The 19,746-nt window shown below is 67.3% G+C and carries 21 protein-coding genes; all 21 read left to right on the forward strand.

All coding sequences use genetic code 11. The annotated features are described in order from the left end of the window. The first annotated feature begins 21 nt into the window (after positions 1–21). The 21 genes from rpoC (at position 22) to rpmC (ending at position 19,661) form a co-directional block, all read left to right on the forward strand. Entirely contained in the window at positions 22–3,894 is a 3,873-nt protein-coding gene (gene rpoC / locus ACSGC5_RS11400; protein ID WP_434970740.1) for a DNA-directed RNA polymerase subunit beta', read from the forward strand. Between the two features lie 329 nt (positions 3,895–4,223). Then, positions 4,224–4,841, forward strand: coding sequence for a hypothetical protein (locus tag ACSGC5_RS11405; RefSeq protein WP_434970741.1), 618 nt, complete (start codon positions 4,224–4,226; stop codon positions 4,839–4,841). A 132-nt stretch (positions 4,842–4,973) separates the two neighbouring features. Next, positions 4,974–5,915: an ABC transporter gene (locus ACSGC5_RS11410; RefSeq protein ID WP_434970742.1), complete on the forward strand. Its 942-nt coding sequence runs from the start codon at positions 4,974–4,976 to the stop codon at positions 5,913–5,915. A gap of 46 nt (positions 5,916–5,961) precedes the next feature. Next, positions 5,962–6,420, forward strand: a complete 459-nt coding sequence (locus tag ACSGC5_RS11415) for a hypothetical protein (protein ID WP_434970743.1) — start codon at positions 5,962–5,964, stop codon at positions 6,418–6,420. A gap of 66 nt (positions 6,421–6,486) precedes the next feature. Then, positions 6,487–7,143, forward strand: a complete 657-nt coding sequence (locus tag ACSGC5_RS11420; RefSeq protein ID WP_434970744.1) for a spermidine/putrescine ABC transporter substrate-binding protein — start codon at positions 6,487–6,489, stop codon at positions 7,141–7,143. Positions 7,144–7,199: 56 nt separating this feature from the next. Next, a complete protein-coding gene (locus ACSGC5_RS11425) occupies positions 7,200–8,666 on the forward strand; it encodes a DUF5684 domain-containing protein (RefSeq protein WP_434970745.1) in 1,467 nt (488 codons plus the stop codon). A gap of 260 nt (positions 8,667–8,926) precedes the next feature. Further along, positions 8,927–9,295: a 30S ribosomal protein S12 gene (gene rpsL / locus ACSGC5_RS11430; protein WP_013584051.1), complete on the forward strand. Its 369-nt coding sequence runs from the start codon at positions 8,927–8,929 to the stop codon at positions 9,293–9,295. A 5-nt stretch (positions 9,296–9,300) separates the two neighbouring features. Next, positions 9,301–9,771, forward strand: a complete 471-nt coding sequence (rpsG, locus tag ACSGC5_RS11435; RefSeq protein WP_434970746.1) for a 30S ribosomal protein S7 — start codon at positions 9,301–9,303, stop codon at positions 9,769–9,771. A gap of 81 nt (positions 9,772–9,852) precedes the next feature. After that, positions 9,853–11,967, forward strand: coding sequence for an elongation factor G (fusA, locus tag ACSGC5_RS11440; protein WP_434970747.1), 2,115 nt, complete (start codon positions 9,853–9,855; stop codon positions 11,965–11,967). A gap of 162 nt (positions 11,968–12,129) precedes the next feature. Continuing rightward, positions 12,130–13,323, forward strand: coding sequence for an elongation factor Tu (tuf, locus tag ACSGC5_RS11445; RefSeq protein ID WP_434970748.1), 1,194 nt, complete (start codon positions 12,130–12,132; stop codon positions 13,321–13,323). Between the two features lie 336 nt (positions 13,324–13,659). Continuing rightward, on the forward strand, positions 13,660–14,181 hold the full coding sequence (locus ACSGC5_RS11450; protein ID WP_434970749.1) for a hypothetical protein: 522 nt from the start codon (positions 13,660–13,662) through the stop codon (positions 14,179–14,181). 468 nt (positions 14,182–14,649) lie between these two features. Continuing rightward, a complete protein-coding gene (gene rpsJ, locus ACSGC5_RS11455; protein ID WP_013584016.1) occupies positions 14,650–14,958 on the forward strand; it encodes a 30S ribosomal protein S10 in 309 nt (102 codons plus the stop codon). Between the two features lie 11 nt (positions 14,959–14,969). After that, positions 14,970–15,629 (forward strand): 50S ribosomal protein L3, encoded by a 660-nt coding sequence (gene rplC / locus ACSGC5_RS11460; protein WP_434970750.1) that lies wholly within the window; start codon positions 14,970–14,972, stop codon positions 15,627–15,629. 2 nt (positions 15,630–15,631) lie between these two features. After that, positions 15,632–16,294, forward strand: coding sequence for a 50S ribosomal protein L4 (gene rplD, locus ACSGC5_RS11465; RefSeq protein WP_434970751.1), 663 nt, complete (start codon positions 15,632–15,634; stop codon positions 16,292–16,294). Next, on the forward strand, positions 16,291–16,590 hold the full coding sequence (gene rplW, locus ACSGC5_RS11470; RefSeq protein WP_434970752.1) for a 50S ribosomal protein L23: 300 nt from the start codon (positions 16,291–16,293) through the stop codon (positions 16,588–16,590). The genes rplD and rplW overlap by 4 nt, the downstream gene beginning before the upstream one ends. 24 nt (positions 16,591–16,614) lie before the next feature. Further along, positions 16,615–17,454, forward strand: coding sequence for a 50S ribosomal protein L2 (gene rplB, locus ACSGC5_RS11475; RefSeq protein ID WP_434970753.1), 840 nt, complete (start codon positions 16,615–16,617; stop codon positions 17,452–17,454). Between the two features lie 13 nt (positions 17,455–17,467). Then, positions 17,468–17,749, forward strand: coding sequence for a 30S ribosomal protein S19 (gene rpsS, locus ACSGC5_RS11480; RefSeq protein ID WP_194423760.1), 282 nt, complete (start codon positions 17,468–17,470; stop codon positions 17,747–17,749). A 25-nt stretch (positions 17,750–17,774) separates the two neighbouring features. Continuing rightward, on the forward strand, positions 17,775–18,173 hold the full coding sequence (gene rplV, locus ACSGC5_RS11485) for a 50S ribosomal protein L22 (RefSeq protein WP_434970754.1): 399 nt from the start codon (positions 17,775–17,777) through the stop codon (positions 18,171–18,173). Beyond that, positions 18,173–18,931 carry a 30S ribosomal protein S3 gene (gene rpsC / locus ACSGC5_RS11490; protein ID WP_195692938.1) on the forward strand — a complete coding sequence of 253 codons (759 nt, stop codon included), beginning with the start codon at positions 18,173–18,175 and terminating at the stop codon, positions 18,929–18,931. Before rplV ends, rpsC begins: the two co-directional genes overlap by 1 nt. Beyond that, entirely contained in the window at positions 18,931–19,350 is a 420-nt protein-coding gene (gene rplP, locus ACSGC5_RS11495) for a 50S ribosomal protein L16 (RefSeq protein ID WP_195692939.1), read from the forward strand. Before rpsC ends, rplP begins: the two co-directional genes overlap by 1 nt. Further along, entirely contained in the window at positions 19,350–19,661 is a 312-nt protein-coding gene (rpmC, locus tag ACSGC5_RS11500; RefSeq protein ID WP_434970755.1) for a 50S ribosomal protein L29, read from the forward strand. The genes rplP and rpmC overlap by 1 nt, the downstream gene beginning before the upstream one ends. The last annotated feature ends 85 nt before the right edge of the window (positions 19,662–19,746 follow it).

Consider the following 19,746-nt stretch of genomic DNA (forward strand, 5'->3'; position numbering starts at 1 on the left):
GAATTCGACACAGGAGAACTCGTGCTCGACGCAACAACTTTCGATGAGCTTCGCATCGGCCTGGCCACTGCTGACGACATCCGTCGCTGGTCCTTCGGCGAGGTCAAGAAGCCCGAAACCATCAATTACCGCACCCTGAAGCCCGAGAAGGACGGTCTGTTCGGTGAGCAGATCTTCGGCCCCTCGCGCGACTGGGAGTGCGCGTGCGGCAAGTACAAGCGCGTGCGCTTCAAGGGCATCGTGTGTGAGCGCTGCGGCGTGGAGGTCACCAAGTCCTCCGTCCGCCGTGAGCGCATGGGGCACATCGAGCTGGCCGCCCCGGTCACGCACATCTGGTACTTCAAGGGCGTGCCTTCGCGCCTCGGATACCTGCTGGACATGGCGCCCAAGGACCTCGAGAAGGTCATCTACTTCGCCGCGTACATGGTCATCTCGGTCGACGAGGACGCTCGTCACCGCGACCTCGCGACGCAGGAGAACAACATCCGTCTCGAGCTGAAGACGCTCGCCGACCGTCGCGACGCTCGGATCGCCGCCCGCCTGGCGAAGCTGGAGGAGGAGCTGGCCGCGCTCGAGGCCGAAGGCGCGAAGGCCGACCAGAAGAAGAAGGTCAAGGACGCCGCCGAGAAGGACATGGCCTCCGCTCGCAAGAACGCCGACGAGCAGATCGCCAAGCTCGAGCGCGTGTGGGAGGAGTTCCGCACGCTCGAGGTCGGTTCGCTCAAGGCCGAGGACGAGATCTTCCAGGAGCTGCAGGACCGGTTCGGTCAGTACTTCGAGGCCCACATGGGCGCCGAGGCGATCCAGCGTCGCCTGGCGGCGTTCGACCTGGCAGCCGAGGCCGAGAACCTGCACCTGCAGATCGCCGAGGGCAAGGGCCAGCGCAAGATCCGTGCGATCAAGCGCCTGAAGGTCGTCAACTCGTTCCTGCAGACCGGCATGAGCCCGGCATCCATGGTGCTCGACGTCGTTCCGGTGATCCCGCCGGAGCTGCGCCCGATGGTGCAGCTGGACGGTGGCCGCTTCGCGACCTCCGACCTCAACGACCTGTACCGCCGCGTGATCAACCGCAACAACCGCCTCCGTCGCCTGATCGACCTCGGTGCGCCCGAGATCATCGTCAACAACGAGAAGCGGATGCTGCAGGAGGCCGTCGACGCCCTGTTCGACAACGGTCGCCGTGGCCGCCCCGTCACCGGCACCGGCAACCGTGCCCTGAAGTCCCTCAGCGACATGCTGAAGGGTAAGCAGGGTCGGTTCCGTCAGAACCTGCTCGGCAAGCGCGTGGACTACTCGGGCCGTTCGGTCATCGTCGTGGGTCCGCAGCTCAAGCTCCACCAGTGTGGCCTCCCCAAGCAGATGGCCCTCGAGCTGTTCAAGCCGTTCGTCATCAAGCGCCTCATTGACCTCGGTCACTCGCAGAACATCAAGGCCGCCAAGCGCGCCGTCGAGCGCACCCGTCCCGAGGTGTGGGACGTGCTCGAAGAGATCATCCGCGAGCGGCCCGTGCTGCTCAACCGCGCGCCGACCCTTCACCGCCTGGGCATCCAGGCGTTCGAGCCGCAGCTCGTGGAGGGCAAGGCCATCCAGCTTCACCCGCTCGTGTGTGCCGCCTTCAACGCGGACTTCGACGGTGACCAGATGGCCGTGCACCTGCCGCTGTCGGTCGAGGCGCAGGCCGAGGCCCGCATCCTCATGCTCGCGTCGAACAACATCCTGAAGCCCTCGGACGGCCGCCCCGTGACCCTGCCCTCGCAGGACATGATCATCGGCCTGCACCACCTGACCACGGTCAAGAAGGGTGCACTCGGTGAGGGCCGCGTGTTCGGCTCGGTGTCGGAGGCGATCCTCGCCAAGGACGAGGGCACCCTCGACCTGCAGGCCAAGGTCCGCATCCGTGTCCCCGGTCTGACGTTCCTCGAGGGCGACGCCCCCGAGGGCTACGAGCGCCACGGGCTGCTGGATGCCTCGCTGGGCCAGGCGATCTTCAACGACGCGCTGCCCAAGGGCTACCCGTTCGTGCGTGAGCAGGCCGACAAGGGCAAGCTGTCGCAGATCGTCAACAAGCTCGCCGAGGAGTACCCGAAGGTCGAGGTCGCGGCGACGCTGGACCGCATCAAGGACGCCGGCTTCTACTGGGCCACGCGTTCGGGTGTGACCGTTGCGCTCAGCGACATCCTGACCCCGCCGAGCAAGAAGGAGATCGTCGCCGGCTACGAGAAGCAGGCCGCGAAGGTCCAGGCACAGTTCGAGAAGGGTCTCACGACCGACGCCGAGCGTCGCCAGGAGCTCATCAAGATCTGGACCGAGGCCACCGACGAGGTCCAGAAGGCGATGCGCGCCCACTTCCCGGAGGACAACACCATCAACCGCATGGTGAGCTCGGGTGCTCGTGGTAACTGGCTGCAGATCCGGAACATCGCCGGTATGCGAGGCCTGGTGAACAACCCGAAGGGTGAAATCATTCCGCGCCCCATCATCTCCTCGTATCGCGAGGGGCTGTCGGTCGCGGAGTACTTCATCGCGACGCACGGTGCCCGTAAGGGTCTGGCCGACACGGCTCTCCGTACCGCCGACTCGGGGTACCTGACCCGACGCCTCGTGGACGTCTCGCAGGATGTCATCATCCGCGAGGAGGACTGCGGCACGTCGAAGGGGCTGGAGTTCACGATCGCTGCGGCTGGTTCCGACGGCAAGCTCGTTCGCGACGCGAACGTCGAGAACTCGGTCTTCGCCCGCACCCTTGCTGCGGATGTCGTGGGCGAGAACGGCGAGGTCGTGGCACAGGCGGGCGACGACGTGGGGGACGTGCTCATCGACAAGCTCGTCGCCGACGGCGTCACCTCCATCAAGGTGCGCTCGGTCCTGACCTGCGACTCCGCCGTCGGCGTCTGCGCGACCTGCTACGGCCGGTCGCTGGCCACCGGCAAGATCGTCGACATCGGCGAGGCGGTCGGCATCATCGCCGCCCAGTCGATCGGTGAGCCCGGTACCCAGCTGACGATGCGTACCTTCCACACCGGTGGTTCGGCATCCGCGGAGGACATCACGCAGGGTCTGCCCCGTGTGCAGGAGCTCTTCGAAGCGCGTACCCCGAAGGGTGCGTCGCCGATCGCCGAGGCCGATGGCCGGATCACGATCGACGAGACCGAGAAGTCCAAGAAGATCATCCTCACGCCCGACAACGGCGACGAGCCCGTCGTCTACCCGGTCCTCAAGCGCGCGACGCTGCTGGTCGAGGACGGCCAGCACGTCACGGTCGGCCAGCCGCTGCAGGTCGGCACGCTCGACCCCAAGGAGGTCATGCGCGTCCAGGGCGCCCGCGAGGTGCAGAAGTACCTCGTGAACGGCGTCCAAGGTGTGTACCGCTCGCAGGGTGTGCCGATCCACGACAAGCACATCGAGGTCATCGTGCGCCAGATGCTGCGCAAGGTCACGGTCGTCGACCACGGCGACACGACCCTGCTGCCCGGTGAGCTGGTCGACTTCCGTCGCTACCAGGACATCAACCGCCAGGCGGTCGCCGAGGGCAAGCGCCCGGCATCCGGTCGCCCGGAGCTGATGGGTATCACCAAGGCGTCGCTGGCGACCGAGTCGTGGCTGTCGGCCGCCTCCTTCCAGGAGACGACCCGCGTGCTCACGCAGGCCGCGATGGAGGGCAAGAGCGACCCGCTGGTCGGCCTCAAGGAGAACGTCATCATCGGAAAGCTCATCCCCGCCGGAACGGGACTTGCGAAGTATCGCAACGTCGCGGTCGAGGCGACGGAGGAGGCCAAGAGCGAGCGGTACCCCAACCGCATCTTCGCCTCGGACGGCGCCTACAGCGACGCCGACCTGAGCTTCGTCGACTTCGACAGCTTCTCGACGGACGACTTCACCGGCAACTACAACTGACGCTCGTCACGGTACGCAGGGCCCCGGGATTGCCGGGGCCCTGCGTCGTTTCCGGTGTCGGGCGGATGCTGACCGTTCGGCCACCGGAGCACCGGACTGCCTAGGAAAGCCGGACTTCGTGAGAGTCCGGCTCCGCGGGATGCCCCGCTCGGGGACATGCCCTCGCCGGCTTCGCCGGCTCCCGCCAGACCCGGTGCCAGCCCCGAGCGGGGCATCCCGCTGCGCCTTCCGGTGTCGGGGAACGTGCCCTCGCCGGCGATCCGCGCGGGATCGGCGGTGTCGTGCGCGGGAGACCCGTCGGGCGGCGTACGGTTGCTCCGGAGGTGATCATGGCCCGCGTTCCCGGTCGCGACAACCGCATCGCCATCCCCGTGATGGTGCTCTGCCTGGGTGTCGTCGGCGCGCTCGTCTGGTTCGCCATCCCCGGGATGCCGATGGTGTTGGCCTGGGCGGGTGGAACAGCCGGAAACGCCGCGACGATGCTCGCAGCGACCCCGACGCCGCGCGCCGTCGTCGCCGACGGACTCGACGTCGCGGCCACCGACTGCCGGGAGTTGTACCCCGACGACCTGTGGAACGAACTCACCTGGACCTCGGATGCGATCCTGAACCAGTCCACCGGCGCCTCCGCGACCGCCGCCACCGACCTCGTCGCCGCGCTCGCGCCCACCGCCGCCCGCACATGCGCCTGGACCGACAGTGCGGGGCAGAGTGTCGTGACGACCTTCGCGACCGTCGCTGACGACGCCGCCGGCATCGCCGAAGCTGCCCTCCGCGGGCAGGGCTTCGCGTGCACGACGACCGATGGCACGCTCTCCTGTACGGCTGACACGGCCGCCGGTGACGAGCACCAGGCGGTCCACGGAGCACTCTGGGTGACCACGGTTGCCGGCTCGTGGTATCCGGAGGACTACGACGACCGGATCGCCGTTCATCTGTGGCAGTGACATGCGCCGACGGCGAGCGCGCCGGGACGGATGTCGACAGCGTTGTCGGCATCCCCGCGGCCTCGCTCCCCGGATCTCGGCCCCTCTCGGGGTAGTCTGCGAGCCGAGGACCTACCTCGGGAGGAGTTTCGGATGAGTGACGACAAGCCCACCCCCGGCGAGGCCGTGGAGGAACCGGTCGGCGAACCCGTCGCCGAAGAACCGCCCGTCGACGACGTCGTCGGCAGCGCCCGCGAGAGCCTCGCTGACGCCGAGGCCGCCGGCCAGCCTGCAGCGCCCGATGCGGATGCCGCCGCCCAGCCCGCCCCGGGGGAGCCTGTCGTGGTCGACCCCGTCGTCGCCGCTCCTGCACCCGCAGAGGCCGCCGCTGCAGCCGAGCCGGCCAGCACCGCGCCCGCCGTCGGCGAGCCCGCCGCGGAGTCGCCCGCCGCCGCGACGGATGTCTACGAACCGACGGTCATCACCCCGGTCGTGACAGCCAGTGAACCCGCGGGCGCGTACGGCCCGCAGCCGATCTTCGTGCAGGCGCCGGAACCGCCGCGGCCCCGGGGCAACCGCGCCGCCGCGGGCGCGATCGGCCTGCTTGCCGCGCTGTCGTTCGGCGTTCTCTATCTCGCGGTGTGGGTGGGGCTGGGCCTCATCGACGGCTCGGTCACGGTCGGGAGCATCGGGACGGCGCTGCTCGCGGCGCTTTCCACGTGGGCGCTGTGGGTTCCCGTGGTGGTCTTCTTCGTCGCCTTCTGGCTGCTCGGGGCGATCATCAACCGCGGCCGGTGGGGCGCATGGGTGATCTTCGGCCTCCTCGTCGGTGTCGCGGCCTATGGCGGCCACCTGCTCGGACAGCTGTTCCAGGCTCCGTTCTGGAACCTGACGGCGCAGGAGGGTGCGCAACTGGTCGAGGGCCAGCTTCTCGCGCCGCTCGCGATCGGCGCGTTCATCATCGGTCGAGAGCTGACGATCTGGTTCGGATCGTGGGTCGCCGCCCGCGGCAAGCGCATGACCGAGCTGAACATCGAGGCGCGCCGCGAGTACGAGCGCACCCTCGAGGCCGGTCCCCAGCTGCACCAGCTCTGAGCGAGCCCGCAGGCAATGGGCCCGTACCCGAGCGCATGAGCCGTCCGTGAGCCAGGCGCGACGGGCCGCGGCGACGGCGGCCGGGGCGGTGCTGTTCGCCGCTGTGCTCATCGCGGCGTTCGGCATCGTCAGTCTTCTGCTGGACGAGAACGTGATCCTCACGCCCGGGCTGGGGCAGATTCCCGGCGCCGTCGCGGTGGCTGCCTCCCTTGCGGCCCTCGCGGGAACGCTGTGGACACGGATGCCGGTGCCGGGCGTGTGGGGCACTCTCGCGTGGAGTGCACTGGCGGCGTTCCTCGGGTACATCGGCGGCCTGGGAGCAGCATCCGTCATCGTCTCGGCCGATCTCGCGCTCGCACTGTCCGCCGTCGGACGTGCGGCGACGACGTGGCCGGGCCTGGTCGTAGCCGGTGCGGCTGTCGTGGCCGCCGCGATGGCGATCGCGGTGGCCCGTGGCGTCGACGCCAACGCGCGGTGGCCATGGGAACACGGCGACGCGGAGTGAGGCGCCGACACGCGCATGCGGCGACCGAGCCTCGGCCCGCGCGGACGTCGGCGCTACCGTAGAGACGTGGAGCGCTCGCTCGAGACGGAGGTGAGCCAGGCCGTCGACGCCTGGCTCCGCTGGCTTCCGCGCTGGGAGCCGGCGACTCATCGCGGGCGGGTTGCCCCGTGCCGTCGGTGCTTCGGCTCGCCGATACTCTCGGCGGCAGGCCTCGGCTCCGACGTGCCGCACGGCGTGCAGCACGGCCTCTCGACTCGTATCAAGACGATCGTCGACCACGCCGTCGCCGATTACACGGCGCAGAACCTTCCCATGTTGCAGGCCGAGCTCGACCAGCAGGCGGCACGCAATCGCGCCCGGAGCTACCGACCGGCCGAGGGCCTCGAGCCGGAGTTCGAGGGGCTGCCCCTCGATCCCGAACCCGTGCCCGGCGCTCCCTTCCTGTTCACGATCTCGGGGCTCGCAGACGAAGCGGACGCCGATGTTCCCGCCCTCCCCCCGCTCAGCCCCGAGGCGAAAGCAGCGCTGCGTCAGGAGGTCGGGCTCGCCGACGACTACGCCAACATGATCGGTCGCGACGTGTGCACGATCCTGCTGCACCATCGGTTGCGCATCCAACAGGGGGTGAGTCAGTACGTCGAACCGCAGATCACGGCGATGCTCGATGACCTCGCCCGCTCGCTGGATGCCCCGTTCGATCCCCGCGACGTCATCGGCGACTGACCCGCCGGGGGAGCCGTTCGTGTCGCCGCGGAACGCAGCCGCCTAGGGTGGATGCCATGAGCGACGCCATCGCGTGGAACCAGGCGCTGATCCTGTTCATCCCCGTCACGGTGACGGTGATCGCGCTGTACCTGTGGTGCGCCGTGGCGCTCGCCGCCGTGTTCGCGAAGTCCGGCGAACCGCGCTGGAAGGCCTGGGTCCCGTTCGTCAACGTCTACGCACTGCTCGTGCTCGGCGGGATCCCCGGGTGGTGGGTCCTCCTGGTGCTCGTTCCGGGGCTGGGCGCACTCATCGTCGCGATTCTCGTGATCGTCGCGGCGCACCGCATCAACCTGTCGTTCGGATACGGGGGAGGGATGACAGTGCTCGCCGCCGTGCTCCTGCCGGTGTGGGCGACCGTGCTCGGGTTCGGGTCCGCGCGGTGGATCGGCCGAGAGGGCCGACGCCGCAGGGGCAGCCCGCCGGATGGTGCCGTCGCTGCTGTGGGCGAAACGGCGGTTCGTTCGTCATCCGTCTCGGCCCCTCCACCACCGGCCCCGCCCGCGGTCTCGCCGTTCGCGCCGCCGGTCACAGAACCGGCCGCATCGTCCTCCGGCCCCGCGCCGGCGCCGCCCGCCGGTACGCCGGTGGATGCACAAGGGTGGGACCTGCTGGCGGAGTTCACCGAGGCGGAGCCTGCGGAGCCTGCGCCGCCGGCGCCCTCGCCGGTGTGGTCCGAGCCTGCCCCCGCCGTGCAGGCGCCCGTCACTGCCGACACCCCGTCCGCCGTGGACGACTCGCCAGCCCCCACCGCGTCCGACGCAGACGCGTCCGCCGAGGAGCCGGCGCCAGCGCCGGAGCCGTTTGCGCCGCCCGCCCGTGCGGCGCGGCCCGCCGAGACCGGGGCCACGGGATTGCTTCCCTCGGGGGAGCCGATCGATGACGTGACGGATGCCGTCCCCGGCGCCCCGGCGCCCGTCTCAGCCGTCAGCGGTCGGTCCCCGTATGACGACGCGCCGCTGTTCCCGCCGGTCGCCGACGGCGAGCACTGGGCGACCGGACCCGAGGCTGATGCGTTTCCGGAGACATCGGGCGCCGTCTCGGCGATCGCCGGATCCCCCGCGGCGGGGTCGCCACGGATGGCGCGGTCGGCTGTTTCGGCATCCGCGGACGACGACGGAGATTTCGACGCGACACTGTTGGCGCACCGCAACCGCCCGCGCTGGTCGCTGGTGACAGCCGGCGGCGACGAGGTCGAATTGCGATCGCAGGTCGTGATCGTGGGGCGCCGACCGTCACCCGACCCGGCGTACTCCGGCGCGCAGCTGGTGGCGCTCGATGACGTGACGGTATCCAAGACGCACGCTCGCCTGGAACTCCGCGGCGACGAGTGGCACATCGTCGACCTCGGCTCCACGAACGGCGTCGTTGTCGTCTCGATCACCGGTACCGAGCTCGAACTCGCGCCCGGAGGCCACGCCCCCGTGGCCGATCGGGTTCTTCTGGGCGACCTGGAGTTGCGGCTGGTCCGCGCGTCGCGTTGACAGCGGGCGCGGCATCCGTCTGCGTTTGACCGCCCTCTCAAAACCCGCGTATCATTGATCGGGTGTGCGCCTGCGCGCCCCTTGTGTTGTGCCTCGGCATGTCACCGGGGGAGCACGGTCCGCACACCTCAGGGATCGGCCTGCGAACAGGCCACCCCCACGGCATATCCACCACACGACTCGCGACGGACTTCTGGCGCGCCGGTGGATCTGTGGTGAAACCACGAGCTGTCACCGTGCAGCACAATCAAGGAGAGAACGTGCCAACCATTCAGCAGTTGGTTCGCAAGGGCCGGTCGCCGAAGGTCTCCAAGACCAAGGCTCCCGCACTGAAGTCGAACCCGCAGCAGGCCGGGGTCTGCACCCGCGTCTACACCACCACCCCGAAGAAGCCGAACTCGGCGATGCGCAAGGTCGCTCGTGTGAAGCTGCGCAACGGCACCGAGGTCACCGCCTACATCCCCGGCGAGGGCCACAACCTGCAGGAGCACTCGCTCGTGCTCGTCCGCGGCGGCCGTGTCAAGGACCTTCCCGGTGTTCGCTACAAGATCGTTCGCGGCGCCCTGGACACCCAGGCCGTCAAGAACCGCAAGCAGGCCCGTAGTCGCTACGGCGCGAAGAAGGGCTGAGAACAATGCCTCGTAAGGGTCCCGCCCCCAAGCGCCCCGTCGTCAACGACCCCGTTTACGGCGCACCGATCGTCACCCAGTTGGTCAACAAGATCCTCGTCGACGGCAAGAAGTCGCTGGCCGAGTCGATCGTCTACGGCGCCCTGCAGGGCGTCGAGGCCAAGAACGGTCAGGATGCCGTCGCCACCCTCAAGAAGGCGCTCGACAACGTGCGCCCCACCCTCGAGGTCAAGAGCCGCCGCGTCGGTGGCTCCACCTACCAGGTTCCCGTCGAGGTCAAGCCGCACCGTGCGAACACGCTCGCGCTGCGCTGGCTCGTCAGCTACGCGAAGGGCCGTCGTGAGAAGACGATGACCGAGCGTCTGCAGAACGAGATCCTGGACGCCTCGAATGGCCTCGGTGCCGCGGTCAAGCGCCGCGAAGACACCCACAAGATGGCCGAGTCGAACCGCGCGTTCGCCCACTACCGCTGGTAATCCCCTCTGCTGTTCCCGCAGGCCACGAACCTGCGGGAACAGCAGGTCCGCGACATCCCTCACCACACGTAAGGACACCCCGTGGCACAAGAAGTGCTCACCGACCTGAACAAGGTCCGCAACATCGGCATCATGGCTCACATCGACGCCGGCAAGACGACGACGACCGAGCGCATCCTGTTCTACACGGGTGTCAACCACAAGATCGGCGAAACCCACGACGGCGCTGCCACCACCGACTGGATGGAGCAGGAGCAGGAGCGCGGCATCACGATCACCTCCGCGGCAGTCACCTGCTTCTGGGAGGGCAACCAGATCAACATCATCGACACCCCGGGTCACGTTGACTTCACGGTCGAGGTCGAGCGCTCGCTTCGCGTGCTCGACGGCGCCGTCGCGGTCTTCGACGGCAAGGAGGGGGTCGAGCCCCAGTCCGAGACGGTGTGGCGTCAGGCCGACAAGTACAACGTGCCCCGCATCTGCTTCGTCAACAAGATGGACAAGCTGGGCGCCGACTTCTACTTCACCGTCGACACGATCGTCAGCCGGCTGAAGGCCAAGCCCCTCGTGCTGCAGATCCCGATCGGTGTCGAGAACGACTTCGTCGGTGTCGTGGACCTCATCTACAAGCGTGCGCTGGTGTGGCCCGGTGACGCCAAGGGTGACGTGACGATGGGCGCGAAGTACGAGATCCAGGACATTCCCGCCGACCTCGTCGAGAAGGCCGAGGAGTACCGCGAGAAGCTGCTCGAAGCCGTCGCCGAGAGCGACGAGGCGCTGCTGGAGAAGTACTTCGGTGGCGAGGAGCTCACCCCCGAAGAGATCAAGGGCGCCGTCCGCAAACTCACGATCGCCGGTGAGGCCTACCCCGTGCTGTGTGGGTCGGCGTTCAAGAACCGCGGTGTGCAGCCGATGCTGGACGCTGTCGTCGACTATCTCCCCTCGCCCCTGGATGTCCCCTCGATCGAGGCGCACGACCCCAAGGACGAAGAGAAGATCATCGAGCGCCACGCTGACCGCGAGGAGCCGTTCGCGGCTCTCGCGTTCAAGGTCGTCTCGCACCCGTTCTTCGGTCGCCTCACCTACATCCGCGTCTACTCGGGTCACCTGGACTCCGGTTCTGCGGTCGTCAACTCGACCAAGGGCAAGAAGGAGCGCGTCGGCAAGATCTTCCAGATGCACGCCAACAAGGAGAACCCGGTCGACTCCGTCACCGCCGGCCACATCTACGCCGTCATCGGTCTCAAGGACACGACGACCGGCGACACGCTCTCGGATGCCGACCACCAGGTCGTGCTCGAGTCGATGACCTTCCCCGAGCCGGTCATCGAGGTTGCCATCGAGCCCAAGACCAAGGCCGACCAGGAGAAGCTGGGTCTGGCGATCCAGAAGCTGGCCGAAGAGGACCCGACGTTCCGTGTCGAGCAGAATGCCGAGACCGGTCAGACGGTCATCAAGGGCATGGGCGAGCTGCACCTGGACATCCTCGTGGACCGCATGAAGCGCGAGTTCAAGGTCGAGGCGAACGTCGGCAAGCCGCAGGTGGCGTACCGCGAGACGATCAAGAAGGCCGTCGAGCGGCACGACTACACGCACAAGAAGCAGACCGGTGGGTCCGGCCAGTTCGCGAAGATCCAGTTCGCGATCGAGCCCCTCGAGGTCACGGCCGAGAAGATCTACGAGTTCGAGAACAAGGTCACCGGTGGCCGGATCCCGCGCGAGTACATCGAGCCGACCAACCAGGGCTTCCAGGACGCGATGAACGTCGGCGTCCTCGCGGGCTACCCCATGGTCGGCGTCAAGGCGACGCTGATCGATGGCGCCTCGCACGACGTCGATTCCTCCGAAATGGCGTTCAAGATCGCCGGTTCGATGGGCTTCAAGGAGGCTGTCCGCAAGGCCAACCCGGTCATCCTCGAACCGCTCATGGCGGTCGAGGTGCGTACTCCCGAGGAGTACATGGGTGACGTCATCGGCGACCTGAACTCCCGCCGCGGGCAGATCCAGTCGATGGAGGACGCTGCCGGCGTCAAGGTCGTGCGCGCCCTCGTCCCGCTGTCGGAGATGTTCGGCTACATCGGCGACCTGCGCTCGAAGACCTCGGGCCGTGCGGTCTACTCGATGGAGTTCGACAGCTACGCCGAGGTCCCCAAGGCCGTCGCCGACGAGATCGTCCAGAAGAACAAGGGCGAGTAATCGCCACGGATGCCGGACCTCCGGCATCCGGTTCTTCGGGGTTTACAACTTCACACCAGAAAACACACACACCCTCTCGCCTAGACTGAGAGACATCCCCGTAGAGAGCCGGTCGCAATCCAGCGCCCGGAGCTTCTACACGACCGTCCTGAGGAGGACCCAGTGGCTAAGGCCAAGTTCGAGCGGACCAAGCCGCACGTGAACATCGGAACGATCGGTCACGTTGACCACGGCAAGACGACGCTCACCGCGGCGATCTCGAAGGTGCTCGCCGACAAGTACCCGTCGGCCACCAACGTGCAGCGTGACTTCGCGTCGATCGACTCGGCTCCCGAGGAGCGTCAGCGCGGTATCACGATCAACATCTCGCACGTCGAGTACGAGACCCCGAAGCGTCACTACGCGCACGTCGACGCCCCGGGTCACGCCGACTACATCAAGAACATGATCACCGGTGCTGCCCAGATGGACGGCGCGATCCTCGTGGTCGCCGCCACCGACGGTCCGATGGCGCAGACCCGTGAGCACGTTCTGCTCGCCAAGCAGGTCGGTGTTCCCTACCTGCTCGTCGCGCTGAACAAGGCCGACATGGTCGACGACGAGGAGATCCTGGAGCTCGTCGAGCTCGAGGTCCGCGAGCTGCTTTCCAGCCAGGACTTCGACGGCGACAACGCTCCCGTCGTCCGCGTCTCGGGCCTGAAGGCTCTCGAGGGTGACGAGAAGTGGACGCAGTCGATCCTCGACCTCATGGAGGCCGTCGACGAGTCCATCCCCGACCCGGTGCGTGACAAGGACAAGCCGTTCCTCATGCCCATCGAGGACGTGTTCACGATCACCGGTCGTGGCACCGTCGTCACGGGCCGTGCCGAGCGTGGCACCCTGGCCATCAACTCCGAGGTCGAGATCGTGGGTCTGCGCCCGACGCAGAAGACGACCGTCACCGGTATCGAGATGTTCCACAAGCAGCTCGACGAGGCGTGGGCCGGTGAGAACTGTGGTCTGCTGCTTCGTGGCACCAAGCGTGAGGACGTGGAGCGCGGCCAGGTCGTCGTCAAGCCCGGCTCGGTCACCCCGCACACCAACTTCGAGGGCACGGCGTACATCCTGTCCAAGGACGAGGGTGGGCGTCACAACCCGTTCTTCACGAACTACCGCCCGCAGTTCTACTTCCGCACCACCGACGTCACCGGCGTCATCACGCTGCCCGAGGGCACCGAGATGGTCATGCCCGGCGACACCACCGACATGACGGTCGAGCTCATCCAGCCGATCGCCATGGAAGAGGGTCTCGGATTCGCGATCCGTGAGGGTGGCCGCACCGTCGGCGCCGGCACGGTCACGAAGATCCTGAAGTAATCTTCGAAACCTTGAGAAGAGGGTCGTCCGCTGTGCGGGCGGCCCTCTTCGCATGCCATGAGAGAGTCCTCATCCGAGCCGGCAGCGGGCTTCGGATTGCCGTCTGTGCGCGACGAACACGGCGCCCGGAGGCCGATCGCGATGTTTCGGGTTGGTGAACATTGCGTCCCGTGATGGCCGTCGGATTGTGGTATTGGCGAAACTGTGGGTAGCCTGGGAGCACTCGGGGAGGACGAGGGCTGTTCCAGGCAGCTGCTGCCTCCGCGCACAACGCCCCCCACGCCGCATGTCGGTACACACCACAAACGCAGACTTATCAATCTTCGGGGAGACACCATGAAGAGCCTTCGCACCAAGATCGCCGCGGTAGCCATCGCAGCTGCCGCCATCATCGCTGCGCCCGCGGCTGCCTCCGCCTACACACCGACGCCGATCAGTGGTCCCACCACGATCGCACCGGGCGGTTCGGGGACGTTCAGCTTCAGCGGCTTCGCGCCGAACGAAAGCGTCCTCTTCACGCTCACGGGTGAGAACGGCGCCGGCGCAACCCTCGCAATGGTCAAGTTCGCGGTCAGCTCGGCCTCGATCACCAAGGCGGCCAGTGGCACCGGGGCTGCCTCCGTCGAGGTCACGCTGCCGTCCAACGCCACCGGAACCTACACGCTCCTCGCAGCGGGCCAGTCGTCCGGTGACAGCACCTCCGTCTCCATCACGGCGTCTTCGTCGGGCGGTTCGATGGCCGAGACCGGTTTCGACGCGGGCTCGATGCTCGGGGTCTGGATCGGTGGTGGCGTGCTGCTGCTGGGTGGCGTGCTCGTCACGGTCTTCGCGGCTCGTCGCGAGCGCCAGGACGCCTGAGCGCCCACGCACGATCTCATCGAGAGCCCCCGCTTCGGCGGGGGCTCTCGTCGTGTCGCGGGGCATTCGCCGCACCTCCTGCGTGAGTTTGCGACACGCCCGGGATGCACGTAGACTAGTCAGGTTCCACATTCCGGTGCGCATTGACGTGTGCCCGGATCACTGCCAGGGCAGTGCATAGAACGTGCGAGAGCGCAGAGTCTAGGCCGCGGGCAGCAGAACACGTTTCCCACACAGCATTCCTGTGAACCCGACATCCGGAGCGATCCGGCATGGGGGAGAAGCAGGATGGCGCGCGTGCGGGACCGGATGCGAGAGCCTCCGGGTTGACATCAGAACAGCGGTGCAGCATCCGCACTATGCGGAGTGAAGTGCCACGGCGCGCGAGCGCCACGGTGCGTCCAATGCCCGTGCCCCGAACCGATCGGGGCCCAGAGGTACGACGCGAGAAAAGAGAGTGAGCAGACAATGGCGGGACAGAAGATCCGCATTCGCCTGAAGTCGTACGACCACGCGGGGCTTGACAGCTCGGCGCGCAAGATCGTCGACACCGTTACCCGAGCGGGCGCGACGGTGGTAGGACCCGTGCCGCTTCCGACCGAGAAGAACGTCGTGTGCGTCATCCGGTCGCCCCACAAGTACAAGGACAGCCGCGAGCACTTCGAGATGCGCACCCACAAGCGTCTGATCGACATCATCGACCCGACGCCCAAGGCCGTCGACTCGCTGATGCGCCTTGACCTGCCGGCCGACGTCAACATCGAGATCAAGCTCTGAGGACCTCGACCATGGCACACATCAACGAAAAGGTTTCCAAGGGCCTGCTGGGCACCAAGCTCGGCATGACCCAGGTCTGGGACGAGAACGGCAAGCTCGTTCCCGTCACGGTCATCGAGGTGGCCCCCAACGTGGTCACCCAGGTTCGCACGCCCGAGAAGGACGGCTACAACGCCGTGCAGATCGCGTACGGCCAGATCGACCCCCGCAAGGTGAACAAGCCGCTCTCGGCTCACTTCGAGGCCGCCGGCGTCACCCCGCGCCGCCACCTCGCCGAGGTGCGCACGGCGGATGCTGCTGACTACTCACTCGGTCAGGAGCTCACCGTCGACGGCGTGTTCGAGGCGGGCCAGCTCGTCGACGTCGTCGGCACGAGCAAGGGCAAGGGCACCGCGGGTGTCATGAAGCGTCACAACTTCAAGGGCGTCTCGGCCTCGCACGGTGCGCACCGCAACCACCGCAAGCCCGGCTCGATCGGTGCGTCCTCGACGCCCAGCCGTGTCTTCAAGGGCATGCGCATGGCCGGTCGCATGGGTGGCGAGCGTGTCACCGTCCTCAACCTCACGGTGCACGCCGTCGACGCCGAGAAGGGACTGCTGCTCGTCAAGGGCGCTGTTCCCGGTGCGCGCGGTCGCATCGTCTACGTCCGCAACGCAGTGAAGGGTGCCTGATCATGGCTGACTCGACTCTCGCGCTCGACGTCCACAAGGCGGACGGCAAGAAGGCAGGCTCCGTGGAGCTGCCCGCCGCCCTGTTCGACGTCAAGACGAACATCCCCCTCATCCACCAGGTCGTCGTGGCACAGCGCGCCGCGGCGCGCCAGGGCACGCACTCGACCAAGCGTCGCGGCGAGGTCTCCGGTGCCGGCCGCAAGCCCTTCAAGCAGAAGGGCACGGGTAACGCCCGTCAGGGTTCCATCCGTGCGCCCCACATGACCGGCGGTGGCATCGTCCACGGACCCAAGCCCCGTGACTACGGCCAGCGCACCCCCAAGAAGATGATCGCCGCGGCTCTGCTCGGTGCGCTCAGCGACCGTGCGCGCGGTGAGCGTCTGCACATCGTCGACTCGTTCGGCATCGAGGGTGCACCGTCGACCAAGGCCGCGGTCGCGGTCCTCGGCAACCTTGCGCCGGCCAAGAACGTGCTCGTGGTCGTCACGCGCGACGACGAAACCAGCATCCTGAGCGTGCGCAACCTCGCGTACGTGCACGTGCTCTACGTCGACCAGCTCAACGCCTACGACGTGCTCGTCTCGGACGACATCGTCTTCACCAAGGCCGCTTACGACGCGTTCGTCGCGTCGAAGACGGGCGCTACCTCGGAGGTCTCGGCATGACCGCTGTCAACAAGGACCCGCGCGACATCATCCTCAAGCCGGTGGTGTCGGAGAAGAGCTACGGGCTCATCGACGAGGGCAAGTACACCTTCCTCGTGGACCCCCGCGCGACCAAGACCGAGATCAAGCTCGCGATCGAGAAGATCTTCGGCGTCAAGGTGGCCTCGGTCAACACGATCAACCGCGTCGGCAAGGCCCGTCGCACCCGTTTCGGCATGGGCAAGCGCAAGGACACCAAGCGCGCCATCGTCACGCTGAAGTCGGGCTCCATCGACATCTTCACGGCCGTCGGCTGACAGTCGGGATAGAGGACTAGAGACATGGCAATTCGCAAGTACAAGCCCACGACCCCCGGTCGCCGCGGCTCGTCGGTGGCGGACTTCGCTGAGATCACCCGATCGACGCCCGAGAAGTCGCTCCTTCGCCCCATCGCCAAGACCGGCGGCCGCAACAACCAGGGCCGCATCACCACGCGTCACATCGGTGGCGGACACAAGCGTCAGTACCGCGTCATCGACTTCCGTCGCAATGACAAGGACGGCATCGACGCCAAGGTCGCCCACATCGAGTACGACCCCAACCGCACCGCGCGCATCGCGCTGCTGCACTACGTCGACGGCGAGAAGCGGTACATCCTCGCGCCGAACAAGCTGCAGCAGGGTGACATCGTCGAGTCCGGCCCGGCCGCTGACATCAAGCCCGGCAACAACCTGCCGCTGCGCAACATCCCCACCGGTACCGTGGTGCACGCCATCGAGCTGCGTCCCGGCGGCGGTGCGAAGATGGCCCGCTCGGCAGGCGCCGCGGTGCGTCTTGTCGCCAAGGACGGTCCCTACGCGCAGCTTCGTCTGCCCTCAGGTGAGATCCGCAACGTGGATGCCCGCTGCCGCGCGACGATCGGTGAGGTCGGCAACGCCGAGCAGTCGAACATCAACTGGGGTAAGGCCGGTCGCAAGCGCTGGAAGGGCGTTCGCCCCACCGTCCGCGGTGTCGCGATGAACCCGGTCGACCACCCGCACGGTGGTGGTGAGGGCAAGACATCCGGTGGACGTCACCCCGTGACCCCGTGGGGTCAGGCGGAGGGCCGTACGCGCCACGCCAACAAGGAAAGCGACAAGCTCATCGTCCGCCGCCGTACGGCCGGCAAGAAGCGCAAGTAGGTAGGAACAGAAGATGCCACGCAGTCTCAAGAAGGGCCCCTTCGTCGACGAGCACCTGCTTCGCAAGGTCGTCTCCCAGAACGAATCCGGCTCCAAGAACGTGATCAAGACCTGGTCGCGTCGCTCGATGATCATCCCGGCCATGCTCGGACACACGATCGCCGTGCACGACGGTCGCAAGCACATCCCCGTGTTCGTGACCGAGACCATGGTCGGCCACAAGCTGGGCGAGTTCGCGCCCACCCGCACCTTCCGCGGCCACGAGAAGGACGACAAGAAGGGCCGCCGCCGCTGACGCGGGGGCGCAAGAGGAGAGAGAAATGGTGGAGTCCATCGCACGCGTGCGACACATCCGCGTGACCCCTCAGAAGGCTCGTCGTGTCGTCGCTCTCATCAAGGGCAAGCAGGCCGAAGAGGCCCTCGCGATCCTGAAGTTCGCGCCGCAGGGCGCCAGCGAGCCGATCTACAAGCTCGTCGCTTCGGCGATCGCGAACGCTCGCGTGAAGGCCGACAACGACGGCTCGTACTTCGACGAGGGTGCGCTGTTCGTCAAGAACGCGTATGTCGACGAGGGCACGACGCTCAAGCGGTTCCAGCCGCGGGCGCAGGGTCGTGCATTCCAGATCAAGAAGCGCACCAGCCACATCACGGTCGTCCTCGCGACGCCCGAGGTGGCCGAGACCGCGCCCGCTTCCCAGACCAAGAAGGCGAGCAAGTAATGGGACAGAAAGTCAACCCGTACGGCTTCCGCCTGGGCATCACCACCGACCACGTGTCGCGGTGGTTCTCGGATTCGACGAAGCCGGGCCAGCGGTACGCCGACTACGTGGCCGAGGACATCAAGATCCGTCGTCTGCTCAAGACGCAGCTCGACCGCGCCGGCGTCAGCAACATCGAGATCGAGCGCACGCGTGACCGCGTCCGCGTCGACATCCACACCGCGCGCCCCGGCATCGTGATCGGCCGCCGCGGAGCCGAGGCCGAGCGCATCCGCGCCGACCTCGAAAAGCTCACCGGTAAGCAGATCCAGCTGAACATCCTCGAGGTCAAGAACCCCGAGGCCGACGCTCAGCTGGTCGCGCAGGGCATCGCCGAGCAGCTGTCTGCTCGTGTGGCGTTCCGCCGTGCGATGCGCAAGGGTCTGCAGGGTGCGCAGCGTGCCGGCGCCAAGGGTGTCCGCATCCAGGTCTCCGGTCGCCTCGGTGGCGCGGAGATGAGCCGGTCGGAGTTCTACCGCGAAGGCCGTGTGCCCCTGCACACGCTGCGCGCGAACATCGACTACGGCTTCTACGAAGCCAAGACCACCTTCGGTCGCATCGGCGTGAAGGTCTGGATCTACAAGGGCGACCTCACCAACAAGGAACTGGCCCGCGAGCAGGCGAACCAGAAGCCTGCGCGCGAGCGTGGCGACCGTCGCGGCCCCCGTCGTGACAACCGCGCCGCTGAGGCCCCGGTCGCAGAAGGAGCGTCGGCATAATGCTCATCCCCCGCAAGGTCAAGTACCGCAAGCAGCACCACCCGGGCCGCGATGGTCAGGCCACCGGTGGCACGAAGGTGTCGTTCGGTGAGTTCGGCATTCAGGCCCTGACCCCCGCTTACGTGACCAACCGTCAGATCGAGTCCGCTCGTATCGCGATGACCCGTCACATCAAGCGTGGTGGAAAGGTGTGGATCAACATCTACCCCGACCGTCCGCTCACCAAGAAGCCCGCAGAAACCCGCATGGGTTCGGGTAAGGGCTCGCCGGAGTGGTGGGTCGCAAACGTCAAGCCGGGTCGCGTCCTGTTCGAGGTCGCCGGCGTCAACGAGCAGCTCGCTCGTGAGGCCCTGACCCGTGCCATCCACAAGCTGCCCCTGAAGGCACGCATCATCAAGCGCGAGGAGGGCGACGCGTAATGGCGATCGGCACCAAGACGCTCGCCCCGAGCGAGCTGGACACGTTCGAAGACCAGCGCCTGGTCGAGGAGCTGCGCAAGGCCAAGGAAGAGCTGTTCAACCTGCGCTTCCAGTCGGCCACGGGTCAGCTCGACAGCCACGGCCGCATCCGTGCGGTCAAGCGCGACATCGCGCGGCTGTACACCGTCATCCGCGAGCGCGAGCTCGGCATCCGTGCCACGCCCACGCCCGTCGAGAAGGCGACCAAGGCTCGCAAGACGAATGCCGCGAAGTCGGATGACGACGCCGCCGCCAAGGAGGAGGCTGAGTGATGGCCACCACAGAGAACACCACCGAGAAGGCTCCGGCCAAGAAGGCGCCTGCCAAGAAGGCTCCCGCCAAGGCCGCCGCTGAGGA

It is taken from the genome of Microbacterium sp. bgisy207 (assembly GCF_965345035.1).
In the GTDB taxonomy this organism is placed as follows: Bacteria; Actinomycetota; Actinomycetes; order Actinomycetales; family Microbacteriaceae; genus Microbacterium.

Excerpts from the sequence above, each read along its gene's own strand:
- ACSGC5_RS11405 (WP_434970741.1), top strand. The coding sequence starts at position 4,224 with ATGGCCCGCGTTCCCGGTCGCGACAACCGCATCGCCATCCCCGTGATG.
- ACSGC5_RS11410 (WP_434970742.1), top strand. The coding sequence starts at position 4,974 with ATGAGTGACGACAAGCCCACCCCCGGCGAGGCCGTGGAGGAACCGGTC.
- ACSGC5_RS11425 (WP_434970745.1), top strand. The coding sequence starts at position 7,200 with ATGAGCGACGCCATCGCGTGGAACCAGGCGCTGATCCTGTTCATCCCC.
- rpsG (WP_434970746.1), top strand. The coding sequence starts at position 9,301 with ATGCCTCGTAAGGGTCCCGCCCCCAAGCGCCCCGTCGTCAACGACCCC.
- ACSGC5_RS11450 (WP_434970749.1), top strand. The coding sequence starts at position 13,660 with ATGAAGAGCCTTCGCACCAAGATCGCCGCGGTAGCCATCGCAGCTGCC.
- rpsJ (WP_013584016.1), top strand. The coding sequence starts at position 14,650 with ATGGCGGGACAGAAGATCCGCATTCGCCTGAAGTCGTACGACCACGCG.
- rplC (WP_434970750.1), top strand. The coding sequence starts at position 14,970 with ATGGCACACATCAACGAAAAGGTTTCCAAGGGCCTGCTGGGCACCAAG.
- rplD (WP_434970751.1), top strand. The coding sequence starts at position 15,632 with ATGGCTGACTCGACTCTCGCGCTCGACGTCCACAAGGCGGACGGCAAG.
- rplW (WP_434970752.1), top strand. The coding sequence starts at position 16,291 with ATGACCGCTGTCAACAAGGACCCGCGCGACATCATCCTCAAGCCGGTG.
- rplB (WP_434970753.1), top strand. The coding sequence starts at position 16,615 with ATGGCAATTCGCAAGTACAAGCCCACGACCCCCGGTCGCCGCGGCTCG.
- rpsS (WP_194423760.1), top strand. The coding sequence starts at position 17,468 with ATGCCACGCAGTCTCAAGAAGGGCCCCTTCGTCGACGAGCACCTGCTT.
- rplV (WP_434970754.1), top strand. The coding sequence starts at position 17,775 with ATGGTGGAGTCCATCGCACGCGTGCGACACATCCGCGTGACCCCTCAG.
- rpsC (WP_195692938.1), top strand. The coding sequence starts at position 18,173 with ATGGGACAGAAAGTCAACCCGTACGGCTTCCGCCTGGGCATCACCACC.
- rplP (WP_195692939.1), top strand. The coding sequence starts at position 18,931 with ATGCTCATCCCCCGCAAGGTCAAGTACCGCAAGCAGCACCACCCGGGC.
- rpmC (WP_434970755.1), top strand. The coding sequence starts at position 19,350 with ATGGCGATCGGCACCAAGACGCTCGCCCCGAGCGAGCTGGACACGTTC.